The sequence below is a fragment of the Kitasatospora sp. NPDC059571 genome (assembly GCF_042735675.1).
GTDB lineage: Bacteria > Actinomycetota > Actinomycetes > Streptomycetales > Streptomycetaceae > Kitasatospora.
Genome location: NZ_JBHWBW010000089.1, coordinates 1 through 21,951, shown reverse-complemented (window position 1 = coordinate 21,951; position 21,951 = coordinate 1). Strand labels below are relative to the sequence as shown.

Annotated in this window: 19 protein-coding genes and 3 pseudogenes; 8 read left to right on the top strand and 14 right to left on the bottom strand. The window is 70.7% G+C overall.

From position 1 onward, the window contains the following. Nucleotides 1-427, bottom strand: a 427-nt coding sequence (locus tag ACFV0G_RS13380; protein ID WP_380546040.1) for a D-alanyl-D-alanine carboxypeptidase, incomplete at its 3' end; no start/stop codon positions are given. An 899-nt stretch (nt 428-1,326) separates the two neighbouring features. Here ACFV0G_RS13380 and ACFV0G_RS13375 point away from each other — a divergent pair. Continuing rightward, a complete protein-coding gene (locus tag ACFV0G_RS13375) occupies nt 1,327-1,731 on the top strand; it encodes an STAS domain-containing protein (protein ID WP_380546038.1) in 405 nt (134 codons plus the stop codon). Between the two features lie 914 nt (nt 1,732-2,645). Here ACFV0G_RS13375 and ACFV0G_RS13370 read toward each other — a convergent pair. From ACFV0G_RS13370 to ACFV0G_RS13360, 3 genes and pseudogenes are all read right to left on the bottom strand, one after another. Further along, nucleotides 2,646-3,056, bottom strand: a pseudogene (locus ACFV0G_RS13370) (transposase); the annotation flags it as partial. Between the two features lie 141 nt (nt 3,057-3,197). Further along, nucleotides 3,198-3,590, bottom strand: a complete 393-nt coding sequence (locus ACFV0G_RS13365) for a hypothetical protein (RefSeq protein WP_380546036.1) — start codon at nt 3,588-3,590, stop codon at nt 3,198-3,200. Nucleotides 3,591-3,897: 307 nt separating this feature from the next. Next, entirely contained in the window at nt 3,898-6,078 is a 2,181-nt protein-coding gene (locus ACFV0G_RS13360) for an FUSC family protein (protein ID WP_380546034.1), read from the bottom strand. A 479-nt stretch (nt 6,079-6,557) separates the two neighbouring features. Here ACFV0G_RS13360 and ACFV0G_RS13355 point away from each other — a divergent pair. Continuing rightward, nucleotides 6,558-6,812, top strand: a pseudogene (locus ACFV0G_RS13355) (DUF1931 family protein); the annotation flags it as partial. Between the two features lie 204 nt (nt 6,813-7,016). Next, complete coding sequence (locus ACFV0G_RS13350) at nt 7,017-8,441, top strand: NAD-dependent succinate-semialdehyde dehydrogenase (protein ID WP_380546032.1); 1,425 nt, start codon at nt 7,017-7,019, stop codon at nt 8,439-8,441. A gap of 97 nt (nt 8,442-8,538) precedes the next feature. Here the strand turns inward: ACFV0G_RS13350 and ACFV0G_RS13345 are convergent, their stop codons facing one another. Continuing rightward, entirely contained in the window at nt 8,539-8,778 is a 240-nt protein-coding gene (locus tag ACFV0G_RS13345) for a PH domain-containing protein (protein WP_380546030.1), read from the bottom strand. A 323-nt stretch (nt 8,779-9,101) separates the two neighbouring features. Next, nucleotides 9,102-9,320, bottom strand: coding sequence for a hypothetical protein (locus ACFV0G_RS13340; protein ID WP_380546028.1), 219 nt, complete (start codon nt 9,318-9,320; stop codon nt 9,102-9,104). A gap of 186 nt (nt 9,321-9,506) precedes the next feature. Between ACFV0G_RS13340 and ACFV0G_RS13335 the strand changes: the two are divergent. Beyond that, nucleotides 9,507-10,602: pseudogene (locus ACFV0G_RS13335) on the top strand (IS256 family transposase). A gap of 280 nt (nt 10,603-10,882) precedes the next feature. Then, nucleotides 10,883-11,554 carry a VC0807 family protein gene (locus ACFV0G_RS13330; RefSeq protein ID WP_380546026.1) on the top strand — a complete coding sequence of 224 codons (672 nt, stop codon included), beginning with the start codon at nt 10,883-10,885 and terminating at the stop codon, nt 11,552-11,554. Nucleotides 11,555-11,693: 139 nt separating this feature from the next. Here ACFV0G_RS13330 and tpg read toward each other — a convergent pair whose 3' ends face one another. Together tpg and ACFV0G_RS13320 are read right to left on the bottom strand one after the other, a co-directional pair. Further along, complete coding sequence (tpg, locus tag ACFV0G_RS13325; RefSeq protein ID WP_380546024.1) at nt 11,694-12,275, bottom strand: telomere-protecting terminal protein Tpg; 582 nt, start codon at nt 12,273-12,275, stop codon at nt 11,694-11,696. Continuing rightward, a complete protein-coding gene (locus ACFV0G_RS13320) occupies nt 12,182-12,472 on the bottom strand; it encodes a hypothetical protein (protein ID WP_380546022.1) in 291 nt (96 codons plus the stop codon). Before ACFV0G_RS13320 ends, tpg begins: the two co-directional genes overlap by 94 nt. A 729-nt stretch (nt 12,473-13,201) precedes the next feature. On the opposite strand from ACFV0G_RS13320, the gene ACFV0G_RS13315 reads away from it, so the two are divergent. Beyond that, entirely contained in the window at nt 13,202-14,227 is a 1,026-nt protein-coding gene (locus tag ACFV0G_RS13315; RefSeq protein ID WP_380546020.1) for a hypothetical protein, read from the top strand. 59 nt (nt 14,228-14,286) lie between these two features. Here the strand turns inward: ACFV0G_RS13315 and ACFV0G_RS13310 are convergent, their stop codons facing one another. The 5 genes from ACFV0G_RS13310 to ACFV0G_RS13290 form a co-directional block, all read right to left on the bottom strand. Further along, on the bottom strand, nt 14,287-14,703 hold the full coding sequence (locus ACFV0G_RS13310) for a hypothetical protein (RefSeq protein ID WP_380546018.1): 417 nt from the start codon (nt 14,701-14,703) through the stop codon (nt 14,287-14,289). Between the two features lie 4 nt (nt 14,704-14,707). After that, a complete protein-coding gene (locus ACFV0G_RS13305; protein ID WP_380546016.1) occupies nt 14,708-15,538 on the bottom strand; it encodes an IS5 family transposase in 831 nt (276 codons plus the stop codon). Nucleotides 15,539-16,035: 497 nt separating this feature from the next. Next, a complete protein-coding gene (locus ACFV0G_RS13300) occupies nt 16,036-17,010 on the bottom strand; it encodes a hypothetical protein (protein ID WP_380546014.1) in 975 nt (324 codons plus the stop codon). A gap of 309 nt (nt 17,011-17,319) precedes the next feature. Then, complete coding sequence (locus tag ACFV0G_RS13295; RefSeq protein ID WP_380546012.1) at nt 17,320-18,030, bottom strand: hypothetical protein; 711 nt, start codon at nt 18,028-18,030, stop codon at nt 17,320-17,322. A 318-nt stretch (nt 18,031-18,348) separates the two neighbouring features. Then, on the bottom strand, nt 18,349-19,209 hold the full coding sequence (locus ACFV0G_RS13290; protein WP_380546010.1) for an SDR family oxidoreductase: 861 nt from the start codon (nt 19,207-19,209) through the stop codon (nt 18,349-18,351). A gap of 150 nt (nt 19,210-19,359) precedes the next feature. Here ACFV0G_RS13290 and ACFV0G_RS13285 point away from each other — a divergent pair, with 150 nt between their 5' ends. After that, nucleotides 19,360-19,764: a winged helix-turn-helix transcriptional regulator gene (locus ACFV0G_RS13285; RefSeq protein ID WP_380546008.1), complete on the top strand. Its 405-nt coding sequence runs from the start codon at nt 19,360-19,362 to the stop codon at nt 19,762-19,764. 314 nt (nt 19,765-20,078) lie between these two features. On the opposite strand, the gene ACFV0G_RS13280 is transcribed toward ACFV0G_RS13285, so the two are convergent. Then, entirely contained in the window at nt 20,079-20,969 is an 891-nt protein-coding gene (locus ACFV0G_RS13280) for a helix-turn-helix transcriptional regulator (protein WP_380546006.1), read from the bottom strand. A gap of 189 nt (nt 20,970-21,158) precedes the next feature. On the opposite strand from ACFV0G_RS13280, the gene ACFV0G_RS13275 reads away from it, so the two are divergent. Beyond that, nucleotides 21,159-21,926: an SDR family oxidoreductase gene (locus tag ACFV0G_RS13275; protein ID WP_380546004.1), complete on the top strand. Its 768-nt coding sequence runs from the start codon at nt 21,159-21,161 to the stop codon at nt 21,924-21,926. The last annotated feature ends 25 nt before the right edge of the window (nt 21,927-21,951 follow it).

Below are 21,951 nucleotides of genomic sequence, written 5' to 3'. Positions count from 1 at the left end.
GGGTGCCCTCGGGCGTGACCCGACCGCCGAGCGCCAAGTCGCCCTGCGCGACCAGGACGAGGTTGCCGTGCAGGCCGGCGCCGTCGCGGGTGCCGACGGCGTGGACGGGGGTCGTGAAGCGGTGGTCGCCGCCGAGCGCGTGCCAGGTGCCGGAGACGGTGAACAGCTTGGCCACCGAACCGGGGATGAAGAACTTGTCCGACTGGAGCTCGTGCAGCACCCCGCCCTGAGGGTCCTCTTCCAGGACGCCCCACTGGGCGTGCGCGTAGATCGGTTTGTCGAGGATCCGCCCGAGGATGTCCTGCGTGTCCCCTCCGACTCCGCCGCCCGGCGGCCCTCCGCCGGCGATAGTCAGCGCGGCCAGGGCCAGCATACCGCCGGCGAGTCCGGTTCGTCCTATTCGTCGCATGTGGCGCTTGATCGCCATTCAGCCCACCAGTTCTGGATGTCCGGTCCGGCGCCGTGGACACCCGACACGGCGGCCGCGTCGGGGAGACGGCATCCGGCGCCACGGTGATCGGCCGTCGTCGAACCGACGGTCGCACGCCCGCTCGGCAGCGGGGCACCCGTACGCGCCATCCGGGTGCCCGCGGTCGGCATCCGGGTGGCGCCCGTGACCGTGACCGGGAGATGCTCCGCAAGAGCCGGCCGACGCTCCGGACGCCCTCCGAGGAGGCGGCCGCGAGCCGGGCCGGGATCGCCCTGCACCGCCTCGCGTCCGAGTCCCCGCCGAGGAGGGCGACCGGTCTCCACCGAGCCGGTCCGTCACCTTTCGGGGGCCGAGTTCCCCCGCGAAGAAGATCGTCGCAGACTTGAGCACCTGCCGGGGGACGCCGTGCTGGCGCCGCGGGAGCCGATGGCCGACCCGGCCCGGTCGACCGCACGACGACGCGTGACGAATCCCTAGCGGCTCCCACCGACCCGACAGGGCCCACCGTTCACCCGCTACTCCTGGGAGACGACGAAGTCGGCCAGGCCGAGCTGCGCCCCGACGGTTGGGCCGCGAGCCTCTACGGCCGCTACCTCCTCGGCCCGGTCACCGGCGCCGGCGCCGCTTTCCCCTCGCTCGACTAGGCCGCCGCGGCCGTCTACCGCCGGATCCGCGAGCACCCCCCCGGCATAGGCCCGCAACCTCGCACCGAACTGCCCCCCAGGACAGCTCGGACCGAAGGCCCAGCGCGGCGCAAGGTCGGTGGTATCGGTGGGCGTCACCGCGGCGCGCACTGGTGCCCGTAGGCTGTCGCCGCGCTGTCTCCCCGCACCCGCAGGGACCTGGAGCCCCGGCCCACCCCATGGGTGGAGCCACTGGTGGGCAGGAGAAGCGCCGTGGCCATATCTCATCAATACGAGCTGCCCGACGAGCCGGCCCCCGGCCTGAAGATCGCCCTCACCCGCGTCGGCGACCTCGTGGTCTGCTCCCTCGCCGGGGACGTCCACATGGACCATCAGGCCGCCGTCGGACAGGCCCTGAACAAGGCCCTCGCCTGGCACCCGGCCCTCCTCGTCGTCGACCTGTCCGCGGTCGAGCTGTTCACCTCTACTGGCCTCAACGCCCTGATCACCGTCCGCCGCACCGCCCCCGGCACCCCACTGGTCCTGGCCGCCCCCAGCACCCACGTGCTGCACGTCCTCAACATCACCCAGACCGACCGGCTCTTCCCGATCTACCCCACCGTCGAGCAAGCCCTGGACCAACAAGCGGGCCCCGGCCCGACGCCCCCCGCACCATAGGGGCCGGCGGCGAGGCTGGTTCGTTCGGCGGTGCTCATGCCACTACGGCGGCGCGTTGCGGCCGGGCACCCCCGCCGCGACGTACCGTCGCTCACGGAGGGCCCACCGGTCTCCCTCCACGGTCCGGCCGCTCCCCCCGACGCCGGTAGCGACCGGACCAACCAAAGACCCACCGGGGCCATCACCGGCCCCTGCCGATGGCCCTCACCCGCGCCCGCGAGAGCTTGAAGGTCAGCACGCTCTCCGGAAGTTCGACGACTTCACTACGGAGTATCGCCCGGTGAACAGAATTATGGTCGAACTGCTCTCCAACTTGGTCGGCGAAAACCCGGACCAGGCATAATCACCTTGAGCCGTGTGCGCCCAGGCAATGGCGATTCGGGCGCGGGACGCGCATGCCAGGCCGGGCCAAGGGGCGGCGGGGCGCCTCGAGTAAGAGCGCGACCGTCGGCTTCACCTCGGCGGTGATCAGCTGACGCCCGGTGAGCCATAGGCAACCCCTGGGCCCTGAGCGCTTCACAGAGAGTTGGCCCCGGGCGTCGGCCGACCACCGCCGAGGAGCGCGGCCGTGAGGGCGCTGGTGTCGGGGTCACTCCTGTCAGATGCCCGAGGCCCTGACCTCCAGAGTGAGATCGGTGGGCCCCGGTGTCCGGCGTCCTCACGGCCGCTGTCGCGCGGATGATCGAATGTCCGTGGTCCGAGCCCGCCGCAGGGTGCACCTCTCACTTCGCCGGGACGCCTTCGAGCTCCTGCACAGACCGAGGCCCCTGCTGTCAGCTGGGGTCACGAACGACTAGTAGTGCTTTGTTAGGTGGTGTCGTAGGTCTGCCATGGGGTGGGTTGTCGGCAGGTGGGGCAGGTGCCGCTCCAGGTGGCGATGAGGTGTTGGAGGAGGTCCAGGGCCTGGTGGAGGGTCAGGCCCTGGCAGGGGCTTTTGGGTGGGTGCGCTGTTCGGTGAGGAACAGGTGGGCGGCGCTGACGAGGGTGACGTGACGGTGCCAGCCGGTGAACGAGCGGCCCTCGAAGTGGTCCAGGCCGAGGCGGGTCTTCAGCTCGCGGTAGTCGTGCTCGATCCGCCAGCGTGACTTGGCGAGCCGGACCAGGTCCTTGGCGGGGATGTCCGCGGGCAGGTTCGAGATCCAGTACCGGACCGGCTCCGTCTCGCCCTCCGGCCACTGCGCGATCAGCCAGGAGAGCCGGATCGTGCCGTCCTCGGCGGGCCAGGGTCGTCGGCCGGCCAGGCGTACGCGTAGGAGCACGAAGTGCGAGCTCATCGCGGCCCTGGAGCCCTTGCGCCAGGTCACGGTCCGTCCGGCGTGGCGGCCTGCGGTCCGGAGCACAACCATGGTCCCGATGCAAGCACTCAGGCGCTGTCAAAACTCGGCAACATCACTCTCCCGTGGCGCTCGGCGCTGTCACCTCCGAGCGACAGGTGCTGTCACAACTCACGTATAGAGCCAGTCAGGTTAGGCCCGCCCCGCTGCAACGGACTGGACCGCCGACTGCCTGGGGCCGGTGCGGGCAGCACGGCGGTGGCGTGAACGGATCCGGGCCGCCCCGGGGCCGTCGCCGCCGTCGGCCTTCGCCCCCAGTACCTGGGCGACAGGCAGCAGGACACCGTCGACGGCGTTCTGCGCCTGTGGTTCGCCCTCGCGGTCGGCCAGGGCCGCGGCCGACACCTCGCCTTCCGCACCCTCCCCCGCCGACGGACGAAAGCCCGCTCCCCCTGAGCGGTCGCATTTGGCGGCGACGAACTCGGGTGTCTCGTGGCGAAGGTCGACGTCGGCCAGGAGCAGCGGGACGCTGACGGCAGGGGCGGTGACGACGGCGTCGGTGTACTGGGCGCGGTCCCCGGGCAACGGGTGGGCGGCTTCGCCCGTTGCGTCGGGCCCTTGTCCGCAGTGATGTGTACCGAGCCCGGCCAGCACGCCGGCGACCTGGCAAGCCCCCAGCTCACCCGGCTACGCCACGCGACGACCGAACTGCAGACCCAGCCCCCATCACCCGAAACGACCCAGGCAACGACCGACATCCGAATCTGATCAGCCCAGCTCACACCACCCCACCCCGATCAGAAAAGACGCCCATGGACATCTCCCCGTGCTCAACCTTCAACGAGCAGGCAAGATCGAGCAGCGCAGCGTGCAGGATCGTGTCCGCCCTTCGTCACCCACCCTGGGGCACGGGTCCTGATCCGTCATCTTCCGCCGCCGCGGCCGCCCGCACGCGCTGCTCCTCGCGAGCGGAGCCGACGTCCCGTTCCAGGGGTGTGCGGCTCACGGCCGTCGCGAGGTCCTCCAAGGCCCGTTTCTGCAGTTCCGCCCCGCGCCGCACCACCGGGCTCCGGTCCCTGGCCGCGGAGCCCTCCCATGCGCGGAGCGCCTCCTCCACGCGCCCCCAGTCCGGGTTCCTGTGCTCGCGCACGTCGGCGGCCGCCTGACCGGTGTCCGCCTCCAGGGCCTCGGCGAACCGCTCCGCCTCGGGCACGAAACGGCTGTCGGCCCGCGGGACGTGGCTCTCCATGAGCATCGCCGCCCGGCCGAAGCGCTTGAGCGCCTCCTGCGCCTCCTCCGCCTCGCGCGACGTCAGACCCCTGGGCCGGACCGGTTCCTGCCTTGCGCGGTCGTAAGCCGCCTGCCAGGCAGCGCGTGCCTCTCTGCTCGCCAGCAGGGCCCTGCGCATATCGGCGCGATGCTCCGGAGACGGTTCGGCGTGGCTGCGGAGCACCGCGGCCGCATAGCGGCCGTTGGCGGCGAGCCAGTCTGCAAGCCGGTCCGGCAGCCGGGGCGTCTCCCAGGCGGGGAAGACCAGGTACGCCAGCATTGCCAGGGCGCCGCCGAGCAGGGTGAGCACCACCCGCTCCGGGACAGTCTGCTCCCAGGCATGGCCGCCCATGCCGAGCAGGAAGACGACGTACGCGGCAGTGAAGCACTGGGAGTAGGCGTAGCCGGTACGGATCAGCGTGTACGACAGGCCCGCCGAGATCACCGCCAGTGCGCCGAACACATTGGCGTCCGGGCCCGCGGCCTGCACCATCCCGGTGGCAAGCGCGACTCCCGCCAGGGTCCCGGCGAGACGGGCCACCGCGCGCGCGTACGTCCGGTGGAAGTCCGGCCGCATCACCATCACCGAGGTGAGGGGCGCCCAGTAGCCGTGGGCGACGGGTAGCCGGGCGGCGATCAGATAGCCGAGCGTGGCCACCGCCGCCAGGCGGACGGCGTGCCGGAACACGGGCGAGTCCTGGCGGAGCTCATGGCGGATCGCCCGGACGACGACCGGGAGCAGCCGGAACATCGTCGGGCGCAGCAGGAACGGGGCGTCACTCGCGGCGCCGGGAGGCGGGGGCGCCTTCCCGGAGGCGCCTCCGCTCCCGACGATCTCCAATGCCTCGCCGAGCAGTTCCACGAGCCGCTCGGCGGCCTGCCGGGCGGGCCCCTCCAGTACCTCGTGCTCCGCGTCGACGTGGAGCACGTCCGCGCTACTGGGCGGCACGGCGACGGGAGTGCCGCGGCGGATCGAACGGGCGGCCGCGTCCAGGACGTCGGCGGTCGCGTTGAGCAGCTCCCGCGCGCGGTCCCTCTCGGGTCCCTCCGGCGGGGCGCCGACGTCCGGGTCTGCGAGCGCGGCGACGGCCGGCCGAATGCGCTCGGCGAGGCCCCGGGGGCCGTGGAGGACGGGGGGACGGGTTCGGGCCTGTGATGGCGTCACGGCGGCCGCGTCCCGGGCCGTCATCAACGGCTCCGGGTCGAACGGGGCGGTCGGGTCGTGTCGCAGCCGGCGGGCGTAGTCCGCCACGGCGGCGAGGGCGTCAGCGAGCGCGTCGCGATGCGCCCCCCAACGGCGGATCGGGAACAGCAGGATCAGCAGGGCCTGCGCTACGCCTCCGAGCGCGATGACCCCGGCGTGCTCCAGGGCTCGTTCGACGCTCGTCGGCAGGGTGACGGTCACCAACATGCTGCCGACCGTCGTCGCTGCAACGATCCCAGCGGTCGATCCGACGGCCCACGCCATCCCCGCGGCAAAGGCCCACACGGCCAGCAGTGGGAGGAACGTCACGAGTCGCCCAGCCGCCAGGTAGCCCACGAAGGTGCTGAGCGCGAGACCCGCGCCCGCACCGAGTGCGATCACCTTGCGTGGACGCCAGGTGCGCTGGAAGGTGGCCCCGCCCGCGGAGTAGGCACCGAGGGCTGCGGACGCGGCATACGCAGGAGAGACCAGCCACAGCGCCGGTCCCATGACGATCGCCACCCCGGCAGCCGCGCGCAGCGCATGCAGGGGCTCCAGCCGCGTCTCCTCGATCGTGAGCCCGGATCGCATGACCTCCCCGAAGGCCCGCAGCCATGTCACGGATGTGAGCCTAGCCGGAACGCCCTGCCGGCTCGCCTTCGCCGCGCGACGCCGGGCGCCCTCGCGTCGGGGCCGCGGGTGAGCACACCCCGAGACCTTCTTCGTGGCCCCGAAACGGGGCTCTGGTCTCCGGGTCCGGCATGACTGTTGTCCCCTGTCGACGGCATGACCTGGGGTGGTGTCCGAGCGATCCCTGGCGTGTTCGCCACTGCGGCGTTCGGTCCCATCAGCATGGGGCCGCTCCGCGTCGCGATGTTCACCCTGCTGTTCGATCGGCACGCCCGCCCGACTACCCGGGGCAGCTCAACCCGCCAGTCGGCGCCACGGCCTGGCAGGGCAACACAGGGAGGCTAATTTGGCCCGGCATGCGCATGCATTCGCGCGCCCCGTCGGTCAGGCTGACTAGGAAACCCAGGGCCGGGAGCCTCCGCGGCGCCCGCAGTCGAAGGTTGCCGTCATGACTGTGATGTCCATCGCCCGGTTCGAAAGAGAGCATTCACCACTTCCAGAAGATCGACCAAGAAGTAGAACTCAAACCGATCCTGGAACAGCTCGCCACCCACCCCCCGATGGACCGCACACCTGACGAGGAGACCGAGGCGGCCTACCCGGATATCATCGGCGGACTCAGCCTGGCCCTTGCTCAGAGCTTCAAAATCCTCCACCCCGAGCTGAAGAACCCCCAGCCTCAGCATTGGGACGAGGCCCGAGCCGTCTTCGACCTCCTGCTCTGAGCGGCGACCGGACCAGGCGGTACTCAAAGGCGAGCCGGAACTGGAGTTCGACATTCAGCCCGCCGGATGGGTCCACCACACCGACTTGTCTCCGCGTGCAAGAAGCCCCCCGGCGGGCTGAACGTTATGGCGTGCCCGGGCGGCCGATGGAGCGGAGCGGCTGGGCCGCGGAAACCCGAGGTGCCCCGACTCCAGGGAGGCGTCATGGACGCCCATGTCACTGCCCAGGGAAGCCCCATCGCCACGGTCAACCCCTACACCGGTGAAAGGGTTCGTGAGTTCCCGGCGCTGAGCGCGGAGGAGGTGGGGCGCACGATCGACGCGGCCCACCGTAGCTTTCCGAACTGGCGTGCCCAGTCGACGGCCGACCGGGGGGACCGCGTGCAATACGCCGGCCGGCTGATGAGGGAGCGCAAGGAGGAGCTGGCGCACCTCCTGACGCTTGAGGTCGGCAAGCTGATCAACTCAAGCCGGGCAGAGGTCGACCTCGCGTCCGACATCCTCACCTACTACGGCGAGCACGGCCCCAAGCTGCTGGAAGAACGACCCCTGCCAGTGCCCGAGGGCACGGCTGTGCTGGTGAACGAACCGCTCGGCGTCCTTCTCGGCGTGATGCCGTGGAACTTCCCGCTGTACCAGGTGGCCCGATTCGCAGCTCCCAACCTCGTCCTCGGCAACACGATCCTGCTCAAGCACGCGAGTAGCTGTCCCCAGTCCGCACTGGCACTCGAACGATTGTTCACGGATGCGGGTGTGCCGAGCGGGGTCTACACGAATCTATTCGTGCGGGGCAGAGACGTCGGGAAGATCATCGACGACTCTCGAGTGCAGGGTGCGTCACTGACCGGAAGCGAGCGAGCGGGCGTGAGCCTGGGCGAGATCGCCGGCCGCAATGTCAAAAAGTCCGTCCTCGAGCTGGGTGGCAGTGATCCATTCATCGTGCTGGACGGCCACAACCTCGAGCGCACCGTGTACGCCGCGTTCCTCGGCCGGATGGGCAACACCGGGCAGTGCTGCGTGGCGGCCAAGCGCTTCATCGCCCTTGCCGATGTCTACGAGGCCTTCCTCACCGGGCTGCGCGAGCGGATGAGCGAACTGCAACCGGGAGATCCGCTCGACCCCGCCACCACGCTCGGCCCGCTGTCCTCCGAGGCTGCGGCCGAACTACTGATGGAGCAGGTTCGTGACGCGGCGGACAAGGGAGCCACGGTGGTGCTGGGCGGCGGGCGGCCCGACCGGTCGGGTGCCTTCGTCGAGCCGACCCTGCTCACCGATGTCACACCGGACATGCGGGCCTACCGGGAAGAGCTCTTCGGTCCCGTCGCCACGGTCTACCGGGTCGCCGACGAGGATGAGGCCGTGGCACTGGCCAACGGCTCCCCCTACGGCCTGGGAGGCGCGGTCTTCGCCGCCGACCCGGAGCGTGCTCGCGGGGTCGCGGACCGGCTGCAGGCGGGCATGGTGTGGATCAACCACCCGACCGCGTCCTGTCCGGAGCTGCCTTTCGGCGGCATCAAGCGCTCCGGCTACGGGCGCGAACTCGGCGACGTGGGCATCGTGGAATTCGCGAACCGCAAGCTCGTACGCTACGTGGACGCCGACGCCCCGATCGGAGAAGTGCTGGGCTGAACCACGAGCCAGCCGACCGGGACCTCGTGGCGAGCTGGTGTTCGGGGGCGGGACAGGCGACGCCACAAAGTCAGTAGTTGGCCCTGCCATCGGCTGCCTACGGCCACCCGGGCACGTTCTCGACCGTACGGGCCGCGTAGCCCGGGCGGCGGCGCATGGCATCGAGGCTTGCCGGTTGGACCGCGGTGCAGCTGACGGTCGTGCCGTCCGTCAGGGTCACCGTCAGGCTGGTCCGGAGGCTGAACCCGGCAATGGTGTCCCAGGGCAGGACGCGGGTGCGGATGACGTTGCGGACGGTCAGCGTGTCGGCTCCTGCCGTGACGCCGATCCGAAGCATCCTCAGACCGATGACCGCCGTCGCCGTGTACAGGACGGCACGATCAAAAGTCGCCGTCGGGCATCCGGGCGAGAACGGGGTCGGTGGCTGCCAGAAGAACGGCGACCACCACCAGGACACCGGCAGTCGGCCGGTAGGACGGGTTACGGAACGTAGGCAACGGGGTTCTTTCAGACGGCTCCCAAAAGCGGCGCAGGACACGATAACCGCAGGCCGCGGATGCAACAGCACCCCCGGTACCCGGGTACCGCCCCGGGCGGCGGCCCGCAGTGTCGTCAGGCCCGCTCAACCCGACGCCGCCACATCTGTCGCCGGCAGCGCGGTCAGGCGCGGTCGTCCGGCAGGCATGCGTCGGCAAGGCGGCCGGGGCCGAGCCGGCGGCGGGCGCCGGGCACCGCGGCCGGCGCGTCCTTGGCGAGCGGTTCCAGGAACGGCGCACGCTCGACGGGCAGCAGCCGGGCCCGGTCATCGGCCGCCACGGGCGCATCGGTCGCGGTCCCGGAGAAGAGGGGCTGCCACAGCGGCCGACGGTCGGAACTCATGACCTGCAGTCTGGCAGCCCCGGGACCTGTGACTGAGCACTTCAGTTGGCGAGTGGAGCGCTGGGAGCACTACTCATGACCTGTGGATCGGCCTCAGGGTGGACGCGAAGGGCGCACCTTTTCGAGTGATCGACTTCTGGTCATCGAGTAGGCCGACGTTGCACCGTCGGCCAGAAAGGCACGCCCGTGCTCAGCGTAGTGAACCCCGATGGATCGACCGAGACCGGCTCCCTGATCGACGACATCGTCCGGGAGGGGGCACGGCGGATGCTGGCCGCCGCGCTGGAGGCCGAAGTCAACTCCTACATAGCCGAGTTGGCGGACCTGCGTGACGAGAGTGGGCGCCGTCTGGTGGTCCGCAACGGCTATCACCAGCCGAGGAAGGTGACCACCGCAGCCGGGACGGTCGAGGTGAAAGCGCCGCGGGTCAACGACAAGCGCGTCGATGAGGCAACCGGCGAGCGCAAGCGGTTCAGCTCGGCGATCCTGCCGCCGTGGTGCCGCAACCACCAGGCATTCGGCGAGCGCGACCTGTCCGCCACGGACTACGTCTACATCTGGGCCGATGGCATCCATCTGCGGATACGTCTGAAGCAGGCGAAGGCGGCGGTCCTGGTCGTGATGGGCGTGCGCGCGGACGGCACCAAGGAGCTGATCGCCATTGCGGATGGTTACCGCGAGTCGTCGGGCCGGCCTGCTGCGGGACTGCCAGCGGCGCGGCATGCGCGCTCCGGTCCTGGCCGTCGGGGACGGCGCCGTCGGCTTCTGGAACGCGATCAACGAGGTCTTTCCCGAGACCCGCCATCAAAGGTGTTGGGTTCACAAAACAGCCAACTGCCTCGACAGCCTCCCGAAGCCGGCCCAGCCTGCGGCGAAGAAGGCCATCCAGGACATCTACGACGCCGAAGGCCGCGAGCACGCGGCCAAGGCCGTAGCCGCGTTCGCCAGACAGTACGGCGCGAAGTTCCCCAAGGCCGTCAAGAAGATCACCGACGACGAGGACGAACTCCTGGCCTTCTACGACTTCCCCGCCGAGCACTGGATCCACCTGCGGACAACCAACCCGATCGAGTCGACTTTCGCCACCGTCCAGCTGCGGACCAAGGTCACCAAAGGGGCCGGCTCCCGAGCGGCCGCACTTGCGATGGTGTTCAAGCTCGTCGAGTCCGCCCAGACCCGCTGGCGAGCCGTGAATGCGCCCCACCTCGTCGCTCTCGTCCGAGCCGGAGCCCACTTCGAACGCGGTTACCTCCTGGAACGGCCGAACACGACCGCAGCATGAATCATGAACAGGGTGGCGGACCTGCCTCGAAGTTCGAGATCATCCGATCATATCGAGGAGGGCCTTGCCGGAGCCGGCCCGGTGAACCTGATGCATCGCCCGCGCATCCGTGAGCAGGTGGACGCGGCCTCGGGTTCAATCGTCATCCAGCGAGGAAGAAGTTGCCTGTGCAGGTGACACGTGGCAGTCGATGCGGGCAGCGATCGCCGGGCGGGACGGCACGGCGCGGCCGGACCGTCGCGAGCGCCGTCCGGGTGCCGACCGAGAGCGGGCACCGGCGGTGACGACTCCCGAGGTACCACCGCGGCCGAGCGGCCGGCGTCTGCTGCTCGGTGTCGTCCGGGACATCGTGGTCCCGATCGCGTTGTACTACGGCCTGCGCGCCGCCGGCGTCAGCATCCTCGTCGCGCTGCTGGCCGGCGCCCTCCTACCGGCGCTCACCACGGCGATGCAGTGGCTGCGCACCCGCAGCCTGGAGGGCATGGCGGGCTTCATCGCCGGAACCATGCTGCTCGGCGTTGCAGCCGCACTGGTCAGCGGCAGCCCCCGGTTCCTGCTGGCCAAGGACGGCTGGCTGACCGGCGTCGCCGGGCTCTGGTTCCTGATCTCGATCAGGGCCAGGCGCCCGCTGCTCTTCCACGGCGGCCGGCCTCTGCTGGAGGGGCGGTTCCGCTCCGACGGCACCTCCTGGGACGTGTTGTGGGAACGCGAGCCGGCCTTCCGGCGAATCTGGCGGGTCTCGACCGCGATCTGGGGCGTGGCCATGCTGCTCGACGCCGCCGCGCGGGTCGTGATGGCCTACTCCCTGCCGGTGGACGCGGTTCCCGGCCTCGGCGCGCTGCTCTGGCCGGTCACGCTGCTGCTGTTGCAACTGGTGAACGGCGTCTACTACGAGGTGGCCGGACTCTGGCGGCTGACCTCCGGCGCGGCCGCACGCTCGACGGATGACTGAGCGCCCGCCTGCCGTCTCCGGCCACGCCGGGCAACCCTCCGCAGGCCTCGACGCCGAACTCACCCGCCGGCTCGACCACTCACTCGCCAACTGAAGCGCTCAGTCACAGGCCTGCCGCTCTGGCCAGGTCGACGGATGGTCACAGGACGCCGAAGTCGGCCCACTCGATGGCGGTGAACTCCACCGCCAGGCCCCACGGCCGGCGGCCCCTGTCGCGGAAGTCGTAGTCCTGGAGGCCGGCGCCAGGGATCGCGGCCTGGTCGGCCTCCGAGGCGCCGGCGTCCCGGGCGGCGAACAGCTCGGCGGCGACGTCACACGGCAGGTGCTGGGTGATCAGGCGCAGCCGCGGGTCGTCGGTGGAGCCGACCGCGGAGACGAACCCGAACCGGGCACCGGCGCTCAGCACGAACCCGCCCCGTTCAGCGGCCCGCCGCTCCCGCCGCCGCACCCGCGGCTGCCGGCCGGCCCGAACCGCATCCGCGATCGCATGCGCGGCCGCCGGCCTCGGGGTGGCGGTGCCCGTTATCCCACGCCGGCCCAGGGGGGCGGGGGGGGCCTTCCCCCACCCCCGCCAGGGCCCCTGGGGCGCCCCCGGGGGGGGCGCCCCATTGTCGCTGTTCGAGAGGATTACGTGTCCTTGTGCTCGAACCAGACCTGCCAGGCGTGCCGGCCACCGCCGCAGAGCCGGGTCTCCTGCCAGGAGCCGAGGCGGTTGTGCCATGCTCCGTACCAGTCGACCCAGTAGTTGCTGTTGTTCACACGGCACCGGATCACCATGCGGTCGTGGCCGGCGCCTCCCAGGCCGTCGCAGCCGCCGCTGACCGAGTACACGTAGTTGTGGTAGACACAGCGCGGCGTCGCGGCGCTCGCGCTGGTCGCACCCGGGATCGTCACGGCGCTCAGGGCGAGCGCACCCACCACCACGGCCTGCCCGTCGGACGACTCTGTTCGGCCGGACAGCGGGGGCGAACGGCAGCGCGTCAGCCCAGGTGGCAGTCGAAGGCGGCCGGGCCACGCTCCGTCCTGCTGCTGGCGCTCGGTCCGGGTGCCTGGCCCGACGTGCAGTACCGACCGGCCTGTCCGTGATCCCCGCCTGCTCGCGGCCGCTGCGATCGGCTACGGATCCGCCCGACCAGCCGGGACAAGGCCCCGCTGAGATCGCCGACTGGACCCGCACCCGCCGGCGAACCCAGCCGGCCACCAGGCCCCCTCGGTCCCCGGACCGCGCCGCCGCGCTGCGGCATCCCGCGCCCGGCAGACCGCAGCCCGAGGCGGCCCCGCCATCCCGGTGGGGACCCGACCGACGCCGGGTGACAGGCCCAGGGCCAGCCGCAGACCACCACTGCGGCCGGTGGGCCCGGCCAGCCGGTCCGCCGCGATGCTGTCCTGCGACACCCCGCGGCCGGTGGGTCCACCTGGCCGCCGGGAGCCGGCGGGCAGAACCTGCACAGGCCCGAGCGGTCGGCTGCCCGGCCGCGGCCGCAGCGTTGAACGGCGTCACCCGCCCGGCTCTCAGAGGGCATTTTGAACCGGTATGCCCATCCTGGGGGGCTCGGGATGTGGCGCTATCCGGGCGAGCGCGCTCCTTTGGCGGCTTCGACAGTCCCGGGCGGGGCGGAGTCAGCGCGGTGATCTATGGTCACGGCCATGACCAGGACCACGCCGCCCCGACCTCTGGATGTCGAAGAGCTCTTCCCGAAGCTGGCTGACTACCGTGGCGTGACGACCCGGTTGCACCCGCGGGCCGGGAGCCCTGACACCTCGGTCAGCTCGATCGGGGGCCCACTGCTCTGGCCCGTGGACGAACCGTGGCCGATGTGCACTGAGCCGCATCGGCGAGGGCGCGGCTACCGGATCGCGGACATCCGCTGCCGGCGGCAACTGCTCGCACAGGCCTGGGCCCGCGACGTGGCCCCTGGGCCGACGGACGAGGAACGGATCCTGCTCAAGGAGTTGGAGAGGAGGCACCGGGTGCCCGACCTCGCGGACACCGACCCGATCCCGCTGATCGGCTTGGCCCAGCTGTACCGGCAGGACGTGCCGGGCCTGTCGGCCGCGCCGGATGATTGCGATCTGCTGCAGGTGCTCTGGTGCCCGTTCGAGGCCCATGGTCCAAGCGGTCATGGCCTTGCCCTGCACGTGGTCTGGCGCCGATCCGATCAGGTCGGCGAGCCGCTGCGCGCGGCACCGGAGCCCTTGCTGGTCGGCTTCGAGGGTGCGGTGCCCGAGCCGTGCGTGCTGCACCCCGAGCAGATGGCCACCTACCCCTACATTGGAACGCTGCCCGCTCGTCTGCAGTCCAAGATCGAGGCTTGGGAGGAGAGGCAGGAGCGGAAGGCGGACAAGGACCCGGACGCCTACGTGCTCACCTACCAGCACGACCTGTCGATCCCTCCCGGCTACCGGGTCGGTGGCTTTCCCTCCTGGCACAGCACCGACCCGCACCCCATGACCTGCGCCGCCTGCAGCACACCCATGACCTTGCTGATGACCTTGGACAGCCGGGAATGGGACGGGGGCTGCACCAGCTGGATGCCGGTCGAGGACGGTCGTCTCCCTGAGCACCTACGGGACCCGCGCCCCGGCCAGCTGGCCTTCGGCCGGTACGGGCTGCTGAACGTCTTCACCTGCCCCACGAGGCCGGAACATCCGCACCGGTGGAGCATCCAGTAGGCACTGCCGGGATTCCCGCTAAGAGCAGTCGTGGCGTACGGCTTGAAGTGAGGGGGCGGCTACGGGCGACGCTGGGCAAACAGGCCCGGCTCGGTCTCGGCAAGAACGCCGAGGCCGACCAGGCGCTTGAGCTTGTGCCGGGTGCTCTCGATGCTCTTCGGCGTAAGCGGGAGATCCAGGGCCTGGCACAGGTCCCGGGCGCGTTTCGGCCCGGGAGTCTTGGCGAACGTGCCGAGGATCTGCTGGTAGGCCGGGTGGGTCGGCAGGGCAGGCGGCTCCTGGGTCGGTTCCGGGGCTGTCGCCGGGAGGGTGCGGAGTGTCTTGCGGGTCACGGCCAGGTTCTCAATCTCCTCGTCGAGTTCACGAGGGCGCGCGGCGAGTTCGTCGATCTGCGTGCGGAGCTGTTCCGCGGCGGTGCCCAGCTCGCGTTCGCGTGCGTCGATCCGCTCCAGGAGCGGTGTGATCTGGGCGTCCACGCGGTCACCCGCGCCAGGTGGGTGTGGTCTGGCCGGTGAGCCGGCGCGCTATCACGTCGATCATGGCCCAGCGCACCCTGGATTCGGAGGACTTCGGCCTGCTCTCGTAGTCACGCACGAGGCGCCGGAACAGCATGAGGATGCCGAGTGTCTGTTCCACGATCCACCTCTTGGCCTGGGGAACGAAACCGGCGTCCTTGTCGGCGGGGTTGCGTTCGACGATCTCGACGTCGATTCCGACCGTGGTGCCGTGTTCGACGACGCTCTTCTTGAAGCCTTGGTCGATCAGGGCCTTCTTGATGGTGCCGATCGGGGCGACCTGGCCGAGGAGGGCGATGCCGAACGCGTTGTCGTGGGCGCTGGCGGCCAGCACGGTCACGGCGATGACCAGGCCGAGGACGTCGACCGCCAGCCCGCGCTTACGTCCGGGCACCTTCTTGGCCGTGTCCTTCCAGGTCGTGGCCGCGGGCACGTTCACGGCCACGTGGACGCTCTGCGTGTCGATCACGACCAGGCTCGGATCCTCCGACCGCCCGGCCTTCTCCCGGACCTGCCAGCGCAGCAGGTCGTTGATCTTCACGTCCGTGCCGTCGTCGCGCCAGGCCGCGAAGTAGTAGTAAACGGCCGACTTCGGAGGGAGGTCGTGCGGGAGATAGTCCCACTGGCAGCCGGTCCTGCCCTGGTACAGAATCGCTTTGACGATCTCCCGCATCTCATAGCGGTCCTGATGGCCCGTCGGCGACGGGTGGTCGGCCTTCCATGCCGAGATCACCGGCTCGATCAGCGCCCACCGCTCATCGGACAGGTCGCTCTTGTAGGGCTTGCGGTCACTCACCCGAACGGCCCAGCAGGACCAAGCCGCGCGACCGGCCTCAACCGCCCAAGCCCACACGATCAGGCGACCACAAGAGGGTCATATCAGCTCAGAACGTCCTCTCAGAGCCCGACCAGCCGCGCCACAGCGGCCCTGACGGCCAGCCGCATCCGCGGCGCAGCGCCCGGGCGAACCGCGCCACCCGACGGTGAGAACGCTGCGTCATATGCCGGCCGCCCTGTCAGAGCCCGTTCCTGCTGTCCGACAGGCCTCTCTGGCAGTGGGATGCCACCGTGCTGTACCAGGCCATCGACCAGGCCAATCTGCTGACCCGTGTGGACTGCGCCTCCGGCGAGACGTTTGCCGGCGTCGCCTATGGCCCGGTGACCATGGTGGTGGGCTGGCTCGTTGATGGGAGCGGTGGTGCCTGGACGTCGGTGGTGCCGACGAGCATCGGCTCGGGCTGGGTTTGCCGCTGTGTGTGTCGGGTCCGGTGGTGGTGTGGCCGGGGTGTCGGTTCAGAGTGGGATGACGATCAGGCCGGCGATGTAGCGGGCCAGGCGCGAGGGGCCGTGTCCGGCGAGTGCGCGGTGGATGTCGTCGGGCATCGTGGGTCGTAGACCGGCGGTGACATGGCGGAGATGGGCGACGGTATCGAATTGCGCTCTTCGCCCGGGTTCGTCGAGGAGGGTGCCGTCGGTGGCCCGGGCCGGGCATGGTGGCTGGTGCTGCAGGGCGTGGTGGAGGGTCCGGGCGACCGCGCCTGCGCCGGACTGCGGTTCGGTGAGCAGTGGCCGCAGCCGGCGGTGCACGCCCTGCCGGGCGAGTTCGGTATCCGTGGCGAGGGGCGGGTACGGCTCGGTGCGGGGGGTGAGGAGTGAGGTGAACGGGATGGCGCGTTCCAGGAGTTCGGGTCCGTCGAGGCCGCCGAGTCGGAGCCCGGCGTTCTGGGCCTCCTCGGCCCGGTACCGGAGGTCGGCGCGGACCGCCAGGGCCGGCAGCAGGCCGGCGGCCCGGGTGTACGGGTGCTGGTCGTCCGCGGTCGTTTCCGTGGCGGCGGCTTCTTCTGCGGACCCGTCGGCGGTGGCGGTGGCGGCCGCGGGGTGGAGCAGCAGTGCGGCGGGCACGCCGAAGTGCTCGGACGTGTACAGGAGTCGGGTCAGCTGCGCGTCCGGGTGGGCCCGGCGGTCCGAGCCGATCCGCCAGATGCCCGCGTGCCGGGTCAGGCTCCGGACCTGGATCAGGCAGCCGAAGCCCCGCCCGCCCGGTTCCACCCACCACCAGAGCAGGTCGGCGCCGGTGGCCCTGCCGAGGTGGCGGTTGAACGAGACGTACCGGGCCGCGGGCGGCAGTTCCCGCAGCAGTCCGCGGACGATCGCCTCCTCCGCCGGGAAGGACCCGCGGAAGAGCTCCCGGGCGGGCATCCAGGGGCGGCGGCTGCGGGCAACGGCCCGGCCGTCGATCGGCAGGCGTGCTCGGCCGGCCAGACTCATCGGGCTGCGCCCCCTCCGGTGCCCGGGTCGGCGGCCGGGTCGCGGGCCGCCGTCGTGGTCGAGTCCATGATGACCCATCGTCGTGTTCGCCGTGGGGGTGCCCCGGCGCCTGAACGCGCGGCGGGAGGGCGGGGGTGTGTGCAGCGCCCGCGGCCTCCTGGCGCGGCAGCTCGCCACGGCCTTGGGTCTTGGCGGGCGGATGGACCGAAAAGTATGACTATCGATCAGGGTGTGGAGAGCTACTGGGCTTTACTCCGAAGCGCCGTCTGCATGGTGCACGGGCGGCCGCCGGCGGCTTTGGGGCCGGGCTCAGGCCTTCGGCGGCTCGACTTCGGTGAAGAGGTTCCCTGTTCCCGGATCTCCGGATCTCTGTTCATGTTCCGCTGGTGGGCCGGCGCTCTCGCGGGCGGATTCTTGTCGTGCTTCGGTCGGCGGGTTCCTGAAGGCTTTGGGGGCTCGTGTGTGTGGGGGTGGGGGGTTTGGTCGGTCGGGGAGCAGGGTCCATTGTTGGGGGAGTTCGACGGTCATCAGTGCGGTGACGTCGGCGGGTGGGAAGTCGGGCCAGCGTCGAGTGGTGTCGTGGCGGCGGTTGAGTCGTTGGTCGAGGAAGTGCTGCCAGCGGATCAACCCGTCGGCGGCGTCGGTGGGGTTGAGGGTGCCCGTGGTCATGGCTTCGGCGTAGTCGTCGAGGTCGAGGATGCGGTACGGGTGGTCGGGTGGGCCGACGATGGCGTCGATCCACATGTCGTCGACGTGCAGGACATGGCCGTGGTCGGTCACGGTGACCAGGTCGCAGTACCACCAGCCTTGTTGTTCTGCGGGGAAGGTGACGGGTTGGTTGATCTGTACGCCGTGGTCGAGCAGGACGAAACTGCGTTGGACGTGGTGGCGGCCGTCGTGTTCGAAGCCCCAGTCGTAGGCGACGACGTCGCCTCGGCGGATGCCTGCCGATTGTATCCGGCGGTCGCGAAGGACGGTCAGGGGCTGAGGCTGGCCCCGGGGAGGTGTCGGCTCGGTCATCGCGCCATTGTGGCGGAGGGCGTGAGCCGGCCACCGGGACCGGTTCGGTCGGTGCGGCTCGGGTGGGCTGTGGGGCGGGTGCGGGGTTGGCCTGCGGTTCTGCCGGGGCTTGTCCCGGTGCGGTGCCGGGTGGCGGGAGGCGGCGGTGGCGGGGTGGTGCGGTGTGCCTTGCCGGGTGGCGGCGGTGTCCTTTTCGGTTGCCGCTGCGGTGTGCCACGAGGAGGCGGACCCGGGGTGGGGTCCGCCTTCTGGTCCGCTTCCTGGTCCGGTTCCTGGTCTGCCTGTCTTTCAGGGGGGTCTGTGTGTGGTGGGTGTGGGTCAGTGGGGTGTGGTGGTGAGTGCCTGGGTCAGGGTGGTGGGCGGGTGGCCGATCAGGCGGTGTAGGTCGCCGGTGTCGGTGTGCATCTCGCCGCGGCTCAGGCCGAGGTCGGCGTCGGCGAGGACCTCGGCCATGTCGGCGGGCAGGCCTGCGGCGGTCAGGGCGCGGGCGAGTTCGGTCACCGGGAGGTCGGTGTAGGTGATGTGTTTCCCGGTCGTGGTGGAGATCGCGGCGGCGAGTTCGGTCAGTGTGAAGGATTCGTCGCCGCCGAGTTCGTACACGGCGCCGGTGTGGCCTTCGCCGGCGAGGACGGCCGCGGCGGCCTCGGCGTAGTCGGCGCGGGACGCGGCGCTGATCCGGCCGTGGCCCGCGGCGCCGACGAGGGTGCCGTTCTGCAGGATCTGCGGCAGTCGGCCGGTGTAGTTCTCCAGGTACCAGCCGTTGCGCAGCAGCACGCTGGGGATGTCGCGTTCCCGCAGGTACTGCTCGGTCTCGCCGTGCGTGGCGCCGATGACGGTGGTGGCCGTGTCCGCGTGTGTCGTGCTCGTGTACGCCAGCAGTGACACGCCCGCGGCGGTGGCGGCGTCTATCACGCGGCGGTGGTTGGCGACCCGCTCGTGCACGGGGATCGAGGCCGAGACCAGCAGCAGTCTGTCCGCTCCCGCGAAGGCCGCGGTCAGGCCGGCGGGGTCCGTGAAGTCGGCGCGGCGTACGGTGACGCCCCGTTCGGCCAGGTCCTTGATCCCGGTGGTGTCCCGGCCGGTCGCGATGATCTCCGCGGCCGGGATCCCGCGCCGCAGCAGCGCCTCGACGGTGAGCCTGCCCAGCTGGCCGGTGGCTCCGGTGACGACGATCGACATGACGGTCCTTCCCTCCCGCACGCGCCTGGCGCGCCTGTCGCGGTTCGTTCACAGCGGGACGGAACCCAGCTTGGCCTGCACACTCTCTATTGGGAAGTAGCCACTTCTTGGTAGGGTACTTACCCGAACGAAAGTATTGGGGTGAGCTCTGTGGCGGCTGTCGAGAGCGGGGCCGGGCCCGTGCCGTCCTTCGATCCGTACGAGCGCGGCTGCCCGTCGCGTGACCTGCTCGACCAGATCGGCAGCAAGTGGGCGGTCCTCGTGCTGGGCGAGCTCGGCCGGAACGGGGCCTGCCGGTTCAGCCGGCTCCGGCAGGCGCTGGCGGGCGTGAGCGAGAAGATGCTCACCCAGACGCTGCGCACTCTTGAACGTGACGGGTTGGTCAGTCGGACCGTTTATCCGCGGGTGCCGCCGCATGTGGAGTACGAATTGACCGCGCTCGGTGGGACGTTGCGGGAGCCGTTGAAGGCGCTCACGCAGTGGTCGGTGCGGCACATCGAGGAGGTCATCACCGCTCGCGAGGAGTATGACGAGCGCACCGGGCGCGCGCGGTAGGCGGGCGGCCGGCCGTCGCTGTCCTGGGTGGGTGGCCGGGGGTGTGTCGTGTGCGGGGTCGGCTTCGGCTGTCGCCGTCCTGGGTGGGCCGCCGGGTGGGTGCGCGGGTCGGCCTTGGCTGTCGCTGTCGCTGTCCTGGGCGGGTGGGGGTGTCGGTGGTGTCGGTGGTGTTGCGGGTCGGTTCGGTGGTGTTGTGGGTCGGTTCGGTGGTGTTGTGGGTCGGTTCGGTGGTGTTGTGGGTTGGTTCGGTGGTGGGGTGGGCGGGGGAGGGGTGTGTGGGTGTGCTGGTTTCGGTGTGGGTTGGTGGGTGTTCGTCAGGGTGTTTCGGGGTGTGGGTGGTTCGCGGGTCTGTCGGGTGTCGTGTCGGTGGGTTCGGTGGGCTTGGTGGGTTCGGTGGGGGTGAGTGTGGCGAGGAGGTGTAGTTTCTCGTCGCTGTCGCTGCCTTTGTCGGGGTAGTAGATGACGAGGATGACGTCGTCGATGGCGAGTTTGTCGCGGTGGAGGTGGAGTTCGCCGACGGCGGGGTGGTTGAGTGTGGTGGTGCCTCCGTCCAGGGTGCGGACGTCGTGGCGGGCCCACAGGGTGCGGAACCGTTGGCTGGACAGGGCGAGTTCGCCGACGAGTTCGACGAATCGGGGGTTGTCGGTGTCGTCCCCGATGGTGGTGCGCAGGGCGGCCACGAAGTCGGTGGTGGCGCGTGCCCAGTCTTGTTGGAAGGCTTGTTCCTCGGGGTCCAGGAGGAGGGAACGCAGTCGGTTCTCGCCGGGTCGCAGGCGGGGGGAGAGGGCGATCGCCATGGGGTTGGAGGCCAGGACGTCGAAGGCGCGGCCCTCGACGAACGCGGGAAGTTGGAGGTGCGCGAGCAGTTGGTGCACCCGTGCCGGTACGTGTTCGGGTCGTCGGCGGCGTGGGGCTCTCGGGCGTGTCGCCGAGAGGCCGAGCAGGTAGGTTCGCTCGATCTCGTCGAGTTGCAGCACGCGTGCGAGGGCGTGGAGGACCTGCGGTGAGGGGTTCTTGTCCCGGCCTCGTTCCAGGCGCAGGTAGTAGTCGGGGCTGATTCCGGCGAGCAGGGCCACTTCCTCGCGGCGCAGGCCCGGTACGCGCCTGTTCCCACCGGGCGGGAGTCCCGCCTGCGCGGGGGAGACCAGCTCACGCCGGGCTCGGAGGTAGCTGCCGAGCCGGTTGCCGGATTCCTCGTCGTTCATACCGCCACCGTAGTGCGGTGCGGGGGTCGCAAAGGGGGGCCCTGGCAGGACCAGGGAAGACGGGGGCCGTCCCACACCCGCCGGATGCCGTCGAGACTGCGAGAGCACTGTGGTGAAGAGACACAGGGCATCACTGTCTGCGCCGCCGGCCCGAACCCCGGCGGTGCCCTGGACCGAAGGGAAGATCTCATGGATCTCTCCGACCGTACTGTTCTCGTCGTCGGCGGGACCTCTGGAATCGGGCGGGAGCTGGCCCGGCGGTTCGCCGCGGCGGGGAGCACCGTGGCCGTGGGCGGCCGTAGCCCCCGGGCGCTCGCGGAACTCGCCGAAGAGGGGTTCGCCGCGATCGGCGTCGACGTCACCGACAGCGCCTCCGTCGAATCCTTCCGGGACGCCGTACTCGCCCGGTACCCCGAGTTGGACACCGTGGTGACGATGTCGGGCGTCATGCTCCTGGAGGACCTGCGCGACCCGGCGCACTTCCAGGCGGCGGCAACGACGATCGACACCAACCTGCTCGGCACCATCCGGGTCCTCGACGCCTTCACCCCGCACCTGGTCCGGCGGGGTGCCGGCACCTTCATCACCGTCACCTCCGGCATCGCCTTCCTGCCGTTCCCGCCCATGCCCAGCTACGCCGCCTCGAAGGCCGCGGTGCACGCCTACTCCGAGGCTCTGCGCGCGCAGCTCGACGGCACCGGCGTGGATGTCGTCGAGCTCGTCCCGCCGGCCGTCGCCACGGCGGGACAGGAGAGGGTGAATCCGCATGCGCTGCCGCTCGAGGAGTTCGCCACCGAGGTGATGGATCTGCTGGGGACCGAGCCCACTCCGCGGGAGATCCTCGTCGATCGCGTCCTGGTGCACCGGTGGGCCGAGCGTGACGGCACCTATGCCGAACTGGTGGCCCAGCGCTCGGGGGCCCTCGCGATGCTCCCGGGCCGGCAGGGCCGGCGATGACCACCAAGATCGCACCGGACGGGCC

Bases quoted from the DNA above. Each gene is read 5' to 3' on its own strand.
- ACFV0G_RS13350 (WP_380546032.1), top strand. From the start codon at position 7,017: ATGGACGCCCATGTCACTGCCCAGGGAAGCCCCATCGCCACGGTCAAC.
- ACFV0G_RS13280 (WP_380546006.1), bottom strand. From the start codon at position 20,969: ATGAACGACGAGGAATCCGGCAACCGGCTCGGCAGCTACCTCCGAGCC.
- tpg (WP_380546024.1), bottom strand. From the start codon at position 12,275: ATGGCACAACCGCCTCGGCTCCTGGCAGGAGACCCGGCTCTGCGGCGG.
- ACFV0G_RS13290 (WP_380546010.1), bottom strand. From the start codon at position 19,209: ATGTCGATCGTCGTCACCGGAGCCACCGGCCAGCTGGGCAGGCTCACC.
- ACFV0G_RS13315 (WP_380546020.1), top strand. From the start codon at position 13,202: ATGACCAGGACCACGCCGCCCCGACCTCTGGATGTCGAAGAGCTCTTC.
- ACFV0G_RS13295 (WP_380546012.1), bottom strand. From the start codon at position 18,030: ATGACCGAGCCGACACCTCCCCGGGGCCAGCCTCAGCCCCTGACCGTC.
- ACFV0G_RS13275 (WP_380546004.1), top strand. From the start codon at position 21,159: ATGGATCTCTCCGACCGTACTGTTCTCGTCGTCGGCGGGACCTCTGGA.
- ACFV0G_RS13345 (WP_380546030.1), bottom strand. From the start codon at position 8,778: ATGCTTCGGATCGGCGTCACGGCAGGAGCCGACACGCTGACCGTCCGC.
- ACFV0G_RS13300 (WP_380546014.1), bottom strand. From the start codon at position 17,010: ATGAGTCTGGCCGGCCGAGCACGCCTGCCGATCGACGGCCGGGCCGTT.
- ACFV0G_RS13340 (WP_380546028.1), bottom strand. From the start codon at position 9,320: ATGAGTTCCGACCGTCGGCCGCTGTGGCAGCCCCTCTTCTCCGGGACC.